Annotated in this window: 12 protein-coding genes; 4 read left to right on the top strand and 8 right to left on the bottom strand. The window is 71.8% G+C overall.

All coding sequences use genetic code 11. The features are described 5' to 3' along the window. The first annotated feature begins 48 nt into the window (after positions 1–48). Positions 49–1,110, top strand: a complete 1,062-nt coding sequence (locus AC07EJ_RS41265; RefSeq protein WP_389484678.1) for a lactonase family protein — start codon at positions 49–51, stop codon at positions 1,108–1,110. A gap of 109 nt (positions 1,111–1,219) precedes the next feature. Here AC07EJ_RS41265 and AC07EJ_RS41260 read toward each other — a convergent pair whose 3' ends face one another. From AC07EJ_RS41260 to AC07EJ_RS41225, 8 genes are all read right to left on the bottom strand, one after another. Continuing rightward, positions 1,220–2,170: a sirohydrochlorin chelatase gene (locus AC07EJ_RS41260; RefSeq protein ID WP_389491290.1), complete on the bottom strand. Its 951-nt coding sequence runs from the start codon at positions 2,168–2,170 to the stop codon at positions 1,220–1,222. A gap of 132 nt (positions 2,171–2,302) precedes the next feature. Then, positions 2,303–3,349, bottom strand: coding sequence for an N-acetylglucosamine kinase (locus tag AC07EJ_RS41255; RefSeq protein WP_389491292.1), 1,047 nt, complete (start codon positions 3,347–3,349; stop codon positions 2,303–2,305). Beyond that, positions 3,346–4,023: a uracil-DNA glycosylase gene (locus AC07EJ_RS41250; RefSeq protein ID WP_389491294.1), complete on the bottom strand. Its 678-nt coding sequence runs from the start codon at positions 4,021–4,023 to the stop codon at positions 3,346–3,348. The genes AC07EJ_RS41255 and AC07EJ_RS41250 overlap by 4 nt, the downstream gene beginning before the upstream one ends. Positions 4,024–4,057: 34 nt before the next feature. Then, entirely contained in the window at positions 4,058–5,146 is a 1,089-nt protein-coding gene (locus tag AC07EJ_RS41245; RefSeq protein WP_478886170.1) for a WD40/YVTN/BNR-like repeat-containing protein, read from the bottom strand. Positions 5,147–5,238: 92 nt separating this feature from the next. After that, entirely contained in the window at positions 5,239–7,290 is a 2,052-nt protein-coding gene (locus AC07EJ_RS41240) for an ABC transporter ATP-binding protein (protein WP_478886169.1), read from the bottom strand. Between the two features lie 34 nt (positions 7,291–7,324). Beyond that, positions 7,325–8,230, bottom strand: a complete 906-nt coding sequence (locus tag AC07EJ_RS41235; RefSeq protein ID WP_362910117.1) for an ABC transporter permease — start codon at positions 8,228–8,230, stop codon at positions 7,325–7,327. Next, on the bottom strand, positions 8,227–9,177 hold the full coding sequence (locus tag AC07EJ_RS41230; protein WP_478886168.1) for an ABC transporter permease: 951 nt from the start codon (positions 9,175–9,177) through the stop codon (positions 8,227–8,229). Before AC07EJ_RS41230 ends, AC07EJ_RS41235 begins: the two co-directional genes overlap by 4 nt. Further along, positions 9,174–11,051 (bottom strand): peptide ABC transporter substrate-binding protein, encoded by a 1,878-nt coding sequence (locus AC07EJ_RS41225; RefSeq protein WP_478886167.1) that lies wholly within the window; start codon positions 11,049–11,051, stop codon positions 9,174–9,176. The genes AC07EJ_RS41230 and AC07EJ_RS41225 overlap by 4 nt, the downstream gene beginning before the upstream one ends. A 259-nt stretch (positions 11,052–11,310) precedes the next feature. On the opposite strand from AC07EJ_RS41225, the gene AC07EJ_RS41220 reads away from it, so the two are divergent. The 3 genes from AC07EJ_RS41220 (at position 11,311) to AC07EJ_RS41210 (ending at position 14,427) form a co-directional block, all read left to right on the top strand. After that, positions 11,311–12,492, top strand: coding sequence for an ROK family transcriptional regulator (locus tag AC07EJ_RS41220; RefSeq protein ID WP_389491305.1), 1,182 nt, complete (start codon positions 11,311–11,313; stop codon positions 12,490–12,492). Beyond that, on the top strand, positions 12,489–14,051 hold the full coding sequence (locus AC07EJ_RS41215) for a M81 family metallopeptidase (RefSeq protein WP_389491308.1): 1,563 nt from the start codon (positions 12,489–12,491) through the stop codon (positions 14,049–14,051). The genes AC07EJ_RS41220 and AC07EJ_RS41215 overlap by 4 nt, the downstream gene beginning before the upstream one ends. 121 nt (positions 14,052–14,172) lie before the next feature. Continuing rightward, on the top strand, positions 14,173–14,427 hold the full coding sequence (locus AC07EJ_RS41210) for a type B 50S ribosomal protein L31 (protein ID WP_389491311.1): 255 nt from the start codon (positions 14,173–14,175) through the stop codon (positions 14,425–14,427). Positions 14,428–14,439: the final 12 nt, after the last annotated feature.

Here is a 14,439-nt window from a genome sequence, read left to right as displayed (position 1 = left end):
CGCTGCTACCGTCGGCCGCACGAACGGCGAGCACCAGGCTCACCGTGCATGCGACGCAAGGGGATTCGCGTGGGCGACAGGCAGGGCGGACGGGCGTACATCGGATCCTTCACCGCCGCGGGAGGCTCCGGGATCCTCACCGCGTCCGTCCACATGGACAGCGGCTCACTCACCGTGCTCAGCGCCGTCGACTCCCTCCCCGACCCCTCCTACCTCGCGCTCTCGCCCGCGCGCGACATCCTCTACGCGGTGAGCGAGACCGCCGAGGGAGCCGTCGCCGCGTTCCGTACCGGGGACGGAAAGCCGGAACTCGCCGGGCGCGGCGTGCCCGTCCGCGGCTCGGGCCCGACCCATCTCGCCCTGTACGACGGGCATGTGCTCACCGCCAACTACGGCTCGGGCAGCGTCACTTCGGTACGCCTGCGCGCCGACGGCACGCTGGACGCAGAGAACGCCGACGTGCTGCGCCACGAGGGTTCGGGCACGCACCCCAAGCGCCAGCAGGGCCCGCACGCCCACCAGGTGGTGCCGGACCCCAGCGGCCGCTGGGCCGTCAGTGTGGACCTCGGCACCGATTCCGTGCGGGTGTGCTCGATGAAGGGCGGGCGGCTGGACGTCCACCGCGAGGTCGCGCTGCGGCCCGGCTCGGGACCGCGGCACCTGGCGTTCCACCCGCGCGGCGACCGCGCGTACATCCTGAACGAGCTCACGCCGACCGTCACCGTCTGCCAGTGGGATGCCGCCGAAGGCGCTCTGCAGCCGCTCGGCGAGATCTCCGTGCTGCCGGACGCGCCGCACGGCGACGCGTTCCCGTCCGCGGTGGTCGTGGCGCCCGACGGGCGCTTCCTGTGGACCGCCACACGCGGCGCGAACGTCATCTCCGTCCTCGCCCTCGAAGCCACCGGCGACCGGCCGACGCTGCGCGCCACGGTGTCCTGCGGCGGCGACTGGCCGCGCGACCTGGCGCTGCACCCCTCGGGCGGCTTCCTGTACGCGGCGAACGAGCGGTCCGGCGACGTGACCTGGTTCGCCGTGGACCGTGAGACCGGTCTGCCGCGCCGCAGCGGCTCCATCGAGGCACCCGCCGCATCCTGCGTGATCTTCGGCTGAGACAGGTCCGGAGAGGGCGCTGAGACCGGTTTCCCGAGCGGGTACGGCGACGGGCCCGACCCCATCGGGGTGCGGGCCCGTCGCCGTAGCCTGTGTGCGGTCCGGGCCCCTAGAGGGCCGGCGCGCCCTGCGGCTGCTGCGGGGCGATGCCCAGCGCCGTCGCGTACTTCGACAGGGCCAGCTTGCCGATCGCCGGGTACGCGCCCAGCGACTCGGCGGAGGCGCAGCCGGCCTCGTTCGCCGCAGCCTCGAGGAGGCTCGCGTCTATCTCCGGGCCGATCAGGTACGGGGCGAGCGCCAGCTGCTGCGAGCCGGAGCCGCGCAGCTGCTCGGCGGTCGCCGCGATGGCGCCCTCCTCGTCGAGCGCGGCGGCCATGACCGGCACCGCGAGGCGCGCGGCCAGGAGCATGCCGGTGATCCCGGCCGCCTGGACGGCCTCGTCGCCGCCGACCGAGGCGAGGATGATGCCGTCGGCGGCGGTCGCCACCGTGAACAGCCGGGCGCGGTCGGCACGGGCCAGGCCCGCCTCCGACAGGCGCACGTGCAGGGCCTCCGCGAGCAGCGGGTGCGGGCCGAGGACATCCGTCAGCTCGGCGGCCGTACGGCTGTCGATGACGGCCTGCCGGATGCGGCGCGTGAGCGCGCTGTCCGGGCCCGCGAGCAGGGGCACGACCACGGCGACCGGTCCGTCGGGCTCTGCGACGTCGGCGCCCGCGGCACGGGCCTGCTCGAAGCGGGCGGTGCGCTCCTTCGCGGCGCGCGCGAGTACGGCCCGCAGGGAGGGGAACTCGGCGAACGGGGAAGCCTCGGCGGCCTCCGAGTCGTCACCGTCGAGGTATCCGATGCGGGCGTCGAGGCCCGGCAGCTCGGAGCGGGCGATGCTCACGACCTCTTCGGCGAGGCTGCGCGAGGCGTTGCTGGGCGTGCCAGGCACCGCGAGGACGAGCGCGGGTGCGCCCTCGGGGGCGGCCACGGGTTCCGGACGGCGGTGCCGACCGGGCTGACGGGGTCGCGGCATTCGTACAGGCAGGCCGGATGCAGGCCCAGTGGGGGAGCTCATGCCGCCGCATGCTACTGGCTCGCGGGTCTCCGTTGTTCGGGGAGGGGGCAGCTGAGCGGTATCCGTCCGTATTTATCCTTTCGGTGACGAATGGCTCAACTGTCCAGGTCAGAGGGGGCGCAAGGGCCGCCCTCAGTGGCCGGCCTCCTCCCCGGGGACGTGGAGGAGGCGGCCATCGCACGGCAGGCGCAGGCCGTCGAGCGCGAGCGCGGCGGCGATCACCAGCGCACCGTGCAGGGGGTCGCCGGTCGCCGACACCGCGTCGGCGTAAGGGAGTTGCTCCGCGAGCTCGGCGCGGAGCGGGGTGAGCAGCGGCTCACCCATCTTGAACAGGCCGCCGGTGAGCGCCACTTCACTGCCGTCGCCCGCCGGGCACACAGCGGCCGCCGCCTCGGCGATATGGCCGGCCGCCTCGCGCAGGACTCCGGCGGCCACGGAGTCGTCGACCGCGGCGCGGGCCACGTCAGGTGCGAAAGAGGCGAGGACCGCGGGACGGTCCGTGCGCGGATAGATCCGGGCGGGCAGCCCGGCCGCCGGGCCGAACCGCTCCTCGGCGAGGGCGAGCAGTGCGGCAGAGCCCCCGCGCCGCCCGTCGTACGCCCGCATCGCCGCGTCCAGGCCCGCGCGGCCGATCCACGCGCCGCCCCCGCAGTCGCCCAGGAGATGCCCCCAGCCGTCGGCCCTGCGCCAGGTGCCGAGATCTGTGCCGAGCGCGATCATGCCGGTGCCCGCGGCGACGACCGCGCCGGGCCGCTGGCCGAGCGCGCCCGCGTACGCGGTGACCCCGTCCGCGGCCAACGCGAGCCGCCGTACGCCCAGTTCGGCCGCGAGCGCGTCCGGGAGCTCGGCGCGCAGGCCGTCGCCGAGGGTGGCCATGCCGGCCGCCCCGACGGCGACCGCGCTCGGCCGCGGGACTCCCGGGCCGCGGTCGCCGACGCGGGCGAGCAGCTCCCGGGCCATCGGAAGCATCTGTGCGAGCAGATGCCCGGCGTCGATGCCCGCCGCGCCCGTCCGCACGGGCTCGCGGGACACCGTCGTCTCGGGACGGGTCAGGTCCGCGGCCGAGGCGAGCGCCACGCGCAGACCGGAACCACCGGAGTCGACGCCGAGGACCCATCCGGGCTCCGCACGATCGACCGCGCCGTAGCCCCGTCCCGCAGCGCCGGGCTCGTGCGTCACGGCAGCCGCCAGTCCACCGGCTGCCCGCCCTGCCGCACCAGCAGGTCGTTGGCCCGGCTGAACGGGCGCGAGCCGAAGAAGCCGCGGTCGGCCGACATGGGGGAGGGGTGCGCGGACTCCACGGACGGCAGGTCGCCGAGGAGGGGGCGCAGATTGCGGGCGTCGCGGCCCCACAGCACGGACACGAGCGGACGGCCGCGCGCGGCCAGCGCCCTGATCGCCTGCTCCGTCACCTCTTCCCAGCCCTTGCCGCGATGTGCGGCGGGGCGGCGAGGGGCCGTGGTGAGCGCCCTGTTGAGCAGGAGCACGCCCTGCCGCGTCCAGGGCGTCAGATCACCGTTCGACGGCTGGGGCAGGCCCAGGTCCGTGTTCAGCTCGCGATAGATGTTGATGAGGCTGCCGGGCAGCGGCCGCACCTCGGGCGCGACCGAGAACGAGAGCCCGACGGCATGTCCCGGCGTCGGATAGGGGTCCTGGCCGACGATCAGGACCCGCACCTCGTCGAACGGCTGCTGGAACGCGCGCAGCACGTTCGCCCCGGCCGGGAGGTAGGTGCGTCCTGCGGCGATCTCGGCGCGCAGGAACTCGCCCATGGCGGTGATCTGTCCCGCGACGGGTTCGAGGGCCTTCGCCCAGCCGGCTTCTACGATTTCGTGCAAGGGTCGTGGTGCCACGGGCGTCACCCTACTGCCGTGACCGACGGGCCGATCAACCGACCACGGCCGCCCGCACGCACAGCACGTCCGGCAGATGGGAGGCCAACTGCCGCCAGCTGTCCCCGTCGTCGGCCGACGCGTACACCTCGCCGTTGCGATTGCCGAAGTACACGCCCGCCGGGTCGCAGTCGTCCGTGCACATCGCGTCGCGCAGCACCGTCCCGTAGTGATCGCCCTGCGGAAGCCCCGCAGTCAGCGGCTCCCAGCTCCTGCCCGCGTCCTGCGTACGGAACACGCGGCAGTGCCGCTCCGCGGGCACGCGGTCCGAGTCGGCGTTGATCGGGAAGACGTACGCCGTGTCCCCGCGGTGCGGATGCGCGGCGGCGGCGAAGCCGAACGTCGAGGGGAGGCCCGCCCCGATGTCGCTCCACCGGGTACCGCCGTCGTCGCTGCGGTACACGCCCCAGTGGTTCTGGAGGTAGAGGCGGTCCGGGTCGGCCGCGTCCTGCGTGACCTTGTGGACGCACTGGCCGAACTCGGGGTTCGTATCCGGCAGGAAGACCGCTGAGACCCCGGAGTTCGCGGGGTCCCAGCTCTTTCCGCCGTCCCGGGTGCGGAACACCCCGGCCGTGGACACCGCGACCGTCACCGCGCTCGCGTCACGCGGATCGGTGACCACCGTGTGCAGCCCCTCACCGCCACCGCCGGGCACCCACTTCGACCGCGTCGGGTGCTCCCACAGCGGACGCACCAGATCGAACGTCTCGCCCCGGTCCTCCGAGCGGTAGAGCGCCGCCGGCTCGGTGCCCGCGTACACCACGTTCGGCTCCGCGGCGGCCGGGTGCAACTGCCACACGCGCTCCAGCGAGGCCCCGGTGTCCTTCGGGAACTTGACGGCGGGGCGCGAAGGCTCGGTCCACGTACGGCCCAGGTCGTCGGAGTGGAAGACGGACGGGCCGAAGTGCGCGCTGTCACCGCCCGCAAGGAGCCGCGGGACCTCGCCCCGCGTGTCGATCGCCACCGAGTACACGGCCTGCGAATTGAAGTACGGGCCTTCGTCGAACTCCCACGCGCCGCCGCCCCGCCTGCGGCCGATGAAAAGCCCTTTGCGTGTGCCTACCGTCAGCAGCACTTCAGTCATGCCGAACACCTCCGAGGACGCCTTTGTCTCAGGTACGGGCCAGTCTGCACCCGACCACTGACAGTCACCCTCGGAGGCGGCATCGTTGCAGGTCACACCGGCTGGGCGGCCGCCTCGTCGGGCACCGGCAGCGGAAAGTGACAGGCCACCTGGTGGCCGGCGCCGCGCGGCGCCGCGACCGGCGGCTCGACCTCGGCGCAGACGTCCTGCGCGAGCGGGCAGCGGGTGCGGAACCGGCACCCCGACGGCGGCTTCGCCGCGGACGGCGTCTCGCCCGTCAGCGGAGACCCGGAACCGGCCGCGGCCGACGGATCGGGCACGTTGACCGTGTCGAGCAGACCCCGCGTGTACGGATGCAGCGGCCGCGCGTACACCTCCTCCGCGGGACCGGTCTCGACGAGCTTGCCGAGGTACATCACGCCCACGGTGTCGGCGAGGTAGCGCACCACCGCGAGATCGTGCGAGATGAACAGATACGTCAGGCCGCGCTCGCGCTGGAGCTCCCGCATCAGGTTGAGGATCTGCGCCTGCACGGACACGTCCAGCGCCGACACCGGCTCGTCCGCGACCACCAGATCGGGCGAAAGCGTCAACGCCCTTGCCAGGCCGAGGCGCTGGCGCTGGCCACCGGAGAACTCGTGCGGATAGCGGTGCACGGCGCCGCGCGGCAGCCCCACCGCGTCGAGGAGCGTGCCGATCTGCGCCTCCTGCTCGGCGCGGCTGCCGACGCCCTGGATGACCAGGGGTTCCCGCAGGATCTCGCCGACCCGCATCCGCGGGTCCATGGCCGCGGTCGAGTCCTGGAACATGAGCTGGATCCGGCGGCGGTGCGCCCGGCGCCCGGCCCGCGTGAGGCCCGCGAGGTCCTCGCCGCCGAACCGCACCGATCCGGCCGTCGGGTCCTCCAGGCCCGCGACGATCCGGCCGAGCGTCGTCTTGCCGCACCCGGACTCGCCGACCATGCCGAACGTCTCGCCCTTGCGGATGGTCAGCGACACCCCGCCCACCGCGCTGACCGTGCCGCGACTGCGCGAGAACGGGCCGCCCTTGAGCGGGAACTCCTTGACGAGACCGTCGAGTTCGAGGAGCGGCGCACCCGGGGCCGACTGTGCGGGGATCACGGCCGGCGCGATCACGTCGGCCGCTTCGCCTTCCTCGGACACGTCCGGCACCGGGTGGAAGCAGGCGAACCGGTGCTCCGCTCCCCGTAGTCCGTCGTCGGCGAGCGGCGGCTCCTGGGTGCGGCACTCGTCCGTGGCGAACAGGCAGCGCGGCGCGAACCGGCAGCCCTGCGGACGCACCGTCAGGTTCGGCGGCAGACCGGGGATCGTGTGCAGTTCGGTGCCGCCGTCGCCCGCCCGCTCCGGAAGCGCCGCGAACAGGGCCTCCGTGTAGCGGTGGCGCGGCCGGGCGAACAGGCCGCGGACATCGGCCTGTTCGGCGACCTTGCCCGCGTACATGACGGCGACGCGGTCCACCCGGTTCGCGATGACGCCGAGGTCGTGCGTGACCAGGATCATCGCCATGCCGAGCCGCTCGCGCAGGTCGTCGATCAGCTCCAGGATCTGGTGCTGGGTCGTCACGTCGAGCGCGGTCGTCGGCTCGTCGGCGATGAGCAGCTTCGGCTCGCAGACCAGTGCCATCGCGATGGCGACGCGCTGGCGCATGCCGCCCGACAGCTGGTGCGGATACGCCTTCATGCGCTCGGCCGGCTGCGGCATGCCGACGAGCCGCAGGGTCTCCTCGGCCCGCGCCCAGGCCTCCTTGCGGGAGACGCCGCGGTGCAGGAGCAGGGGCTCGGCGACCTGCCGGCCGATCGTCATGGTCGGGTTGAGCGAGGTCAGCGGGTCCTGGAAGACCATGCCGATGGTGTTTCCGCGTACGTCCTGGAGGACGGGGGCGGGCGCGGCGGCCAGGTCCACACCGTCGAACAGGACGCGCCCGCCGGTGATCCGCCCGCCGGGCGGCAGCAGCCCGAGGACACTGAGCGCGGTCATCGTCTTGCCGCAGCCGGACTCGCCGACGACGCCGAGCGCCTCACCGGCGGCCAGGTCGAGGGAGATGCCGTCGAGGGCGTGGACGGTGCGGTCGCGGGTGGCGATGTCGACGCGCAGGTCGTCGATCCTGAGCAAGGGCTCGGTCATGTCTGCTTTCCTCAATGCCTCGGTCCTCGGTCCCTTACTTCCGCAGCCGTACTTCGAACGCGTCACGCAGTCCGTCGCCGATGAAGTTGAACGCGGCGACGACCAGGACGATCGCGATGCCCGGCGGGAAGATCAGCCACCAGTAGCCGTTCTGCGTATAGGTGATGCCGGCGGACAGCATCGAGCCCCAGTCCGCGGACGGCGGCGGGATGCTGAGCCCGAGGAACGCGAGATAACTGACGTAGAGGATGGCGTCGGCGATCTGGAACGTGCAGTTCACGATGACCGTGCCGATCGCGTTCGGCACGATGTGCTTGAACACGGCCCGCATGCCGCCGCCGCCCATCATCCGCATGGCCTGGACGTACTCCCTGTTGCGCAGCGACAGCGCCTCACCGCGCACCAGGCGGGCGGGTGAGAGCCAGGCGACCCCGGCGATGATCAGGATGAGGACGCCCTTGCTGGGCGTGATGATCGCGGCGACCACGACGAGGAGGAACATCGCGGGAATGGCGAGCGCCGCGTCGGTGACCCGCATCATCGCGGCATCGACCCAGCCGCCGAAGTACCCGGCGACAGCCCCGTACACGGTGCCGAACAACGTCGCCAACAGGCCTGCCGCCAGGCCGATTTCGAGCGAGGTCCGCCCGGCGACCATGAGCCGGCCGAGCAGGTCGTACCCCAGATCGGTGGTGCCGAGGAGGTGCCCGGCGGTGCCGGGGGAGAGGTTCGCCCGTGCGAGATCCGTGTGGATCTGCTCGGTCGGATGGACGAGCGGGCCCAGGTAGCAGAAGGCGAGCAGCAGGACCAGGACCACGACGCCGGTCAGGGCCAGCTTGTTGCCGGTGAAGACGCGCAGGGTGCGGCGGGCGAGGGAGGGGGTGGCCTGTGCGGCTTCCTCCTGGCCCGGCTGGACGGGAAGGACGGCGGACGTACTCATGCCACGCTCCGGATCCGGGGGTCGAGGACGGCGTACAGGACGTCGGTGAGCAGCGAGCCGAGGACCGTGGCGATGCCGACCACCAGGGTCACGCCGAGGAGCACCGGGAAGTCGGAGCCCTGGGCCGCGTTCCAGAACAGCAGGCCCATGCCTGGGTAGTTGAACATCGACTCGACGACGAGAGCGCCGCTGAACAGAGTCGGGAGGTACAGCCCGAGCAGGGTCGCGAGGGGGATCAGGGCGTTGCGCAGCACGTGCCTGACCATGATCCGCCGGCTGGACTGGCCCTTCGCCATGGCCGTACGGACGTATTCCTCGGTGAGGTTGTCGAGCACGGCGGAGCGCATGTAGCGGCTGAACATTGCCACGATTCCGAAGGCCATGGTCACGACCGGCAGGATCAACCCCGTGAAATCACCGAGGAGTTGACCGATCGTCTCGCCCTGCGGTGCCTCGGCCGGGAAGATCGGCATGATCTGCGCGAACAGGATGATCATGATGAGGCCGAGGAAGAAGACGGGCGTCGCGTACAGCAGGAACGCGAGGCCCGTGAGCGCGTAGTCCGAAGCCTTGCCGCGCCGCACGGCCTGGAGCAGGCCCAGCGGGACGGCGATGACGACGGCGAGGACCGTGGACATGACCGTCAGGAGCAGTGTCTTCGGCAGGCGCTGCTTGAGCAGTTCGAAGACCGGCGAGTTGAGCTTGTACGAGTCGCCGAGGTCCCCGGTGAGCAGCCTCTTCAGATACATCACGTACTGCGTCGGCAGCGAACGGTCGTATCCCTGCTGGTGGTTGAAGTGCTCGATCTGCTGCGGGGTGCCCTTCGGGCCGAGGATGGCGCGGGCGGGGCCGCCCGGCAGCAGATGCAGCAGCGTGAAGACGATGATCGAGACGAGGAACAGGACGACGAGGGCCTGTAGGAAGCGCTTGACCAGAAAGCCGGTCACTTCGCGGCTCCCTTCTTGGCGTGCTGGTTGTTCTTGTCGTTCGTGTGCTGCTTGTCGTTCTTGACGAAGTACCAGTGCTGAGGCGCGAACGTCACCGTCGGGTTCTGCTCGATGCCGCGCAGGTCGTTACGGATCACCGACACCTGGTAGGCGGGGTTCGGCATCCACATCACCGGCAGCTGCCGGGCGAGGTACTCGCCGTACTGGTGGACCGCCTTCATGTCCGGCGAGAACTGCACGGCCCGGATGATCCGGTCCGCCTTCTTGTCGCTGTAGTTGCCGAAGTTGGCGGAGGCCCCCGCGGAGAAGAGCTGCTCGCCGCTCGGGTTGAGCGGGTAGTACCAGCTGCCGGCCGTACCGAAGAAGGACATGTCCCAGTCGCAGCCGGGGTCCTTGGCGGTGCACGGCACGGAGTTGCCGAGTACGGAGTTCAGGGGCTGCTGACGCACGGTCAGGCCGATGCCCGCCCGGCTGAGGGAGGACTTCAGCTCCTGCATCATGTTCGTCGTCTCGGTGGAACCCGACTGCGAGAGCAGGGTCATCTCCAGGGGGGCGTTCTCCTTGATGCCGGCGCCGCACCGGTCGTCGCCGGTGCCGGGGCGTGCGCAGCGCGCGATGCCGTCGCGCGTCCTCCAGCCGTGTGCGGAGAGCAGCTCGCGCGCCGTGCGCACGGAGAACGGGTACTGGTTCTTCGCCATGGCAGGGGACAGGTACTGGCTCTTCGGCGTCACGGGCACCGGACCGAGCGTGGGTGTGGCACTGCCCTGCCAGATGACGTCGCTCATCGCCTTCTGGTCGACGAGGTGCTGCATCGCCTGCCGGATGTACAGCTGGCTCATCAGGGGCCCGGCGTGGGTGGAGTTGAAGTTGTAGACGATGTACGTCGCGGCCCAGCCCTCCCACGGATCGACGCGATACCCCTTGTCCTCGAACTTCGCCTTCTGCGCCATGACGGACGGCGGGATGTAGCCGTAGTCGACGCCGCCGGAGCGCAGCACGTTGTACTCGGAGTCGGCGGTGGTGAACGGCTTGAAGACGACCTTGTCCAGGTGCGGCCGCTCGGACTCGGGGCCGGTGAACTTCTCGTTCGGGACGATGGTCACCTGGCCGCTGTCCCGCCAACCCGCAAGCTTCCAGGGCCCGTTGACCGTCTTCCAGAGGGGATCGCTGCCGTACGAGCCGAGGCTCTTGGCGTGCCGCGTGAGCCGGGCGAAGACGGCCTTGGCGCCCTTGGTGGTCCGGTCGTGGTCACCGATCCTGCCGCCGTCGGTCGTGGCGTCCCAGGCGTGCTGGGGCAGGGCGCGCATCAGTGTGAGCTGGTTGGCCGTGAACCAGTCCGGGTTGTACGCCCGGTCGAGGTGCAGCCGCACCGTGTGGTCGTCGACGACCTCGAACCGCTTGACGTTGTCCGGCATCGTGCCGACCGAGTAGCTGCCCCAGTCGGCCTTGTCCGCCTTGACGAGGTTGAACCAGAACTCGAGGTCGCGGGATGTGACCGGCTTCCCGTCGGACCACTTCACGCCCTCGCGCAGCGGCACGGTCACCGTCTTGTTGCCGTCGCTGTACTTCGGTTCGAGGCCGAGGGTGCTCGGACCGTGCGTGGTCAGCTCGCCCTTGAGCTGCACGGCGTCGTAGACGGGCATGAACAGCAGCGTCTGGATGCCGTAGTTGTACGAGGCCCCGTAACCGGGCGCGCCGATCGGGAAGATCCAGTTCGGTGTGGCAGCGGGAGGCAGGGCCATCGTGGCCGTGCCGCCCTCCACGGGGGTGCCGCCGGTCGGCCCCATGGCGATGCCGCCGCCCTCGTGCGTGCAGCCGGTGAGCGCCGCCGCGAGGACGAGGACGGCGGCGGCCGTTGACCTGAATGAGCGCATGCCGGAGGGCCTCCAAGGGGGCGGGGGACGGCCCCGTACCGGAGTGCGACGGGGCGGCGCCCGAACGCTAGGCCGGTCGATGAAAACAAGTCAATAGCTTCATTCGGCAAATAGTTCTTCGGCTCGGAGGTATGGCCATCTTGGTTCGATTCTGCCTAGAGTTCGAGTTGTCATCGAAGGAACTCGTCGAACGAACCCGCAGAACATCAGCGCGCTGAAGCGAGCAGCCAAGAAGCTGCCGAGCAACGAAGAGGGCGGTATGGCCGACACATCGCAGGGCGAACCGGGGTCGGCGCAGCACATCCTGCACCTGGTCTCCTCGGGCGCCGCCACCTCCCGGGCCGATCTCGTACGCGAGCTGGGCCTAGCCCCGTCCACCGTCTCGCTGCGCGTGCAGGAACTGGTAGCGGCCGGCGTGCTCACCGAGTCGGGCGAGGGCGCCTCCCGAGGCGGGCGGCGCCCCCGCCTGCTGAGGGTGCGGGCCCAGGGCGGCGTCGCGCTCGCGGCCGACCTCGGCAGCCGTCACGCGCGGCTCGGCGTCGTCGGCCTCGACGGGACCGTCCTCGACGCCGTCGACCTGCCGCACGACATCACGGTCGGGCCCGAGTCGGCCGTCGACTGGCTCTGCGGCCAGGTCGCCGAACTCGCCGCGCGCCAGCGTGAGGCGGGCCGAACCGTGCGCGCGCTCGGCGTCGGATTCCCCGGCCCGGTCAAGCCGGGCGAGGGCCGTGTCCTGAGCCCGTCCCGCATGCCCGGCTGGCACCGCTACCCGCTGCGCGACGTCCTCGCCGAGCGCCTCGGCCTGCCCGTCACCGTGGAGAACGACGCCACGATGATGGCCGTCGGCGAACACCGCGCCGCCCGCCCCGACCTCGACCACATGGTGGTAGTGAAGGCGGGACGCGGCATCGGCAGCGGCATCATCTCCGCCGGCCGCCCGCATGACGGGGCCAACGGCTGCGCCGGCGACATCAGCCACGTACGCGTGGAGGCCGCGCAGGACCGCCCGTGCAGCTGCGGCAACATCGGCTGCCTGGAGACGGTCGCCAGCGGCGCCGCGCTGATTCGTGAACTCGCCGGGCAGGGCGTCGAGGTGGCCTCCACCACCGAGCTCCTCCAGCTCGTCGCGGACGGCGACCCGCAGGCCACCACCCTGGTCCGCACAGCGGGCCGGCACATCGGCACGGTCCTGTCCGTCGTCGTGAACTTCTTCAACCCGCAGGCCGTGGCGCTCGGCGGCGCACTCGCGGCCGCCGAGCCCCTGGTCGCCGCCGTCCGCGGAGTCCTGTACGAGCGCTGCCTGCCGCTCGCGACCGCGGACCTGGACATCACCACGACGGTCACGGGCCGCGACGCGGGACTGCTCGGTGCGGGCTTCACCGCCCTGCGCCACAACCTCCCCACCGCACCCGTCCCCCAGGAAGAGAGCGCCCCAGCATGACCAGCACCGCCCCCGCACGCCGCCTGCGCATCGGCATCGGCGGCATCGGCATCGAGTCCTCCACGTTCTGCCCGCACCGCTCCACCACGGACGACTTCCGGCAGACGCGCGGCCAGGAACTCCTCGACCGCTACACCTGGACCAGGCCCGGCTCCGACCTCGCCGGCCTGGTCGAGTGGGTGCCGCTGCTGCACGCGACCTCCCTGCCCGGCGGCCCGGTCGAGGCGGAGTCGTACCTGATCCTCAAGGACGAACTCGTCACCCGCATACGCGAGGCGGGCCCCCTCGACGGCATGGTCTACGACATCCACGGCGCCATGAGCGTCATCGGTCTCACCGACGCCGAGGGCGACCTGACGGAGGCGGTCCGCGCCGCCCTCGACGCGCACGGCAGCCGCCCCTTGCTGTCCGCCGCCATGGACCTGCACGGCAATGTGTCGCGCCGCTTCGCCGACCCCTGCGACCTGCTCACGGCCCACCGCCTCGCCCCGCACGAGGACGCCTGGGACACCCGCGAGCGCGCCGCCCGCAACCTCGTGCGCTGCCTGCGCGACGGCACGCGCCCGCACCGCGCCTGGGTCCAGGTCCCCGTCCTGCTGCCCGGCGAGAAGACCAGCACCCGCCTCGAACCCGCCAAGTCCCTGTACGCCTCGCTCGCCGAGACGGAGAAGCTTCCGGGCATCCTCGACGCGGCGATGTGGGTCGGCTACGCCTGGGCGGACGAGCCGCGCTGCAAGGCCGCCATCGTTGTCACCGGCGACGACGCCCGACTCGCCGCCGCGGAGGCCGAGAAGCTCGCCCGGCGCTACTGGGACGCGCGCAGGGACTTCGTCTTCGTCGGCCCGACCGGCAGCGCCGAGGAGTGCATCGAGAAGGCGGTGGCCTCCGACAAGCGACCCTTCCTCATCAGCGACTCCGGCGACAACCCGACCGCGGGAGGCGCCGGCGACCTCGCGTACATGCTGGGCAAGCTCCTCGACAACGAGGCCATCCGCTCGGGGCAGGTCACGGCCGTGCACCCCGGCATCACCGACCCTCTTGCCGTGGCCCGCTGCTTCGAGGCGGGGGTGGGCGCCGAGGTGACCCTCAGCGTCGGCGGCAAGGTCGACGCCGGCCACGGCGGACCGTACGAACTCACCGGCACCGTCACGGCGTTGCAGCGCGCCACCGAACAGAAGGACCGGGCCGAGGGCGGCGCCTATGACCGAGGCGTCGACATGGCGGCCGTACGCGTCGGCGGACTCACCGTCGTCCTCGTGGAGCGCCGCAAGCCGTTCCACACGCTCGCCGACTTCATGGGCCCCGCCGAGGGCGGCCTCGGCGTCGACCCGCGCACGTACGACCTGGTCGTCGTCAAGATCGGCTATCTCGAGCCCGAACTCCACGACATGGCCGCCGACTGGCTGCTCGCCCTCACCCCGGGCGGCGTCGACCAGGACCTCCTGCGGCTGGGCCACCACCGGGTCGAGCGGCCGCTGTATCCGTTCGACAACGACGCGTACGCGGACGGATCAGGCCCACACGGAACGGGCCCGGACCTCACGGCCACGCTTCTGTAGGCGCGCTCCTGCGGTTGTGCCTTCTGCGAGTCGCGGAGCGGCGGCTTCCGGGTGAGGCTGGAGAGGCCCGTACCGGCTGTCGACGAGCCGGTGCGCTGAACCGCGCGCTGAAGGAGACACGATGCAGCAGGACAAACAGCCCGCCTACGGCCCCGTTGTGTTCCGTGACCGGTCGGCGGGCTTTGCCTTTCTGACCCGCTCGACGGCCGCCAGCCAGGAGACGATCGAGTGGGACGACGGCGAGACCTACCCCGTCGTCGACGTGGAGATCTCCTCCGAGTCGCACCCCTTCTACACGGGCAAGGCGCGAGTGATCGACGCCGAGGGGCAGGTCGCCAAGTTCGAGAAGCGGTACGGCGAGCAGGACAAAGGCTGACCCTCCGGGCAC

It is taken from the genome of Streptomyces sp. NPDC045026 (assembly GCF_056432625.1).
The sequence above is the reverse complement of the archived record's forward strand: the minus strand, read 5'-3'. Positions and strand labels throughout refer to the sequence as shown.

Excerpts from the sequence above, each read along its gene's own strand:
- AC07EJ_RS41265 (WP_389484678.1), top strand. The coding sequence starts at position 49 with ATGCGACGCAAGGGGATTCGCGTGGGCGACAGGCAGGGCGGACGGGCG.
- AC07EJ_RS41215 (WP_389491308.1), top strand. The coding sequence starts at position 12,489 with ATGACCAGCACCGCCCCCGCACGCCGCCTGCGCATCGGCATCGGCGGC.
- AC07EJ_RS41240 (WP_478886169.1), bottom strand. The coding sequence starts at position 7,290 with ATGACCGAGCCCTTGCTCAGGATCGACGACCTGCGCGTCGACATCGCC.
- AC07EJ_RS41235 (WP_362910117.1), bottom strand. The coding sequence starts at position 8,230 with ATGAGTACGTCCGCCGTCCTTCCCGTCCAGCCGGGCCAGGAGGAAGCC.
- AC07EJ_RS41220 (WP_389491305.1), top strand. The coding sequence starts at position 11,311 with ATGGCCGACACATCGCAGGGCGAACCGGGGTCGGCGCAGCACATCCTG.
- AC07EJ_RS41210 (WP_389491311.1), top strand. The coding sequence starts at position 14,173 with ATGCAGCAGGACAAACAGCCCGCCTACGGCCCCGTTGTGTTCCGTGAC.
- AC07EJ_RS41245 (WP_478886170.1), bottom strand. The coding sequence starts at position 5,146 with ATGACTGAAGTGCTGCTGACGGTAGGCACACGCAAAGGGCTTTTCATC.
- AC07EJ_RS41260 (WP_389491290.1), bottom strand. The coding sequence starts at position 2,170 with ATGAGCTCCCCCACTGGGCCTGCATCCGGCCTGCCTGTACGAATGCCG.
- AC07EJ_RS41225 (WP_478886167.1), bottom strand. The coding sequence starts at position 11,051 with ATGCGCTCATTCAGGTCAACGGCCGCCGCCGTCCTCGTCCTCGCGGCG.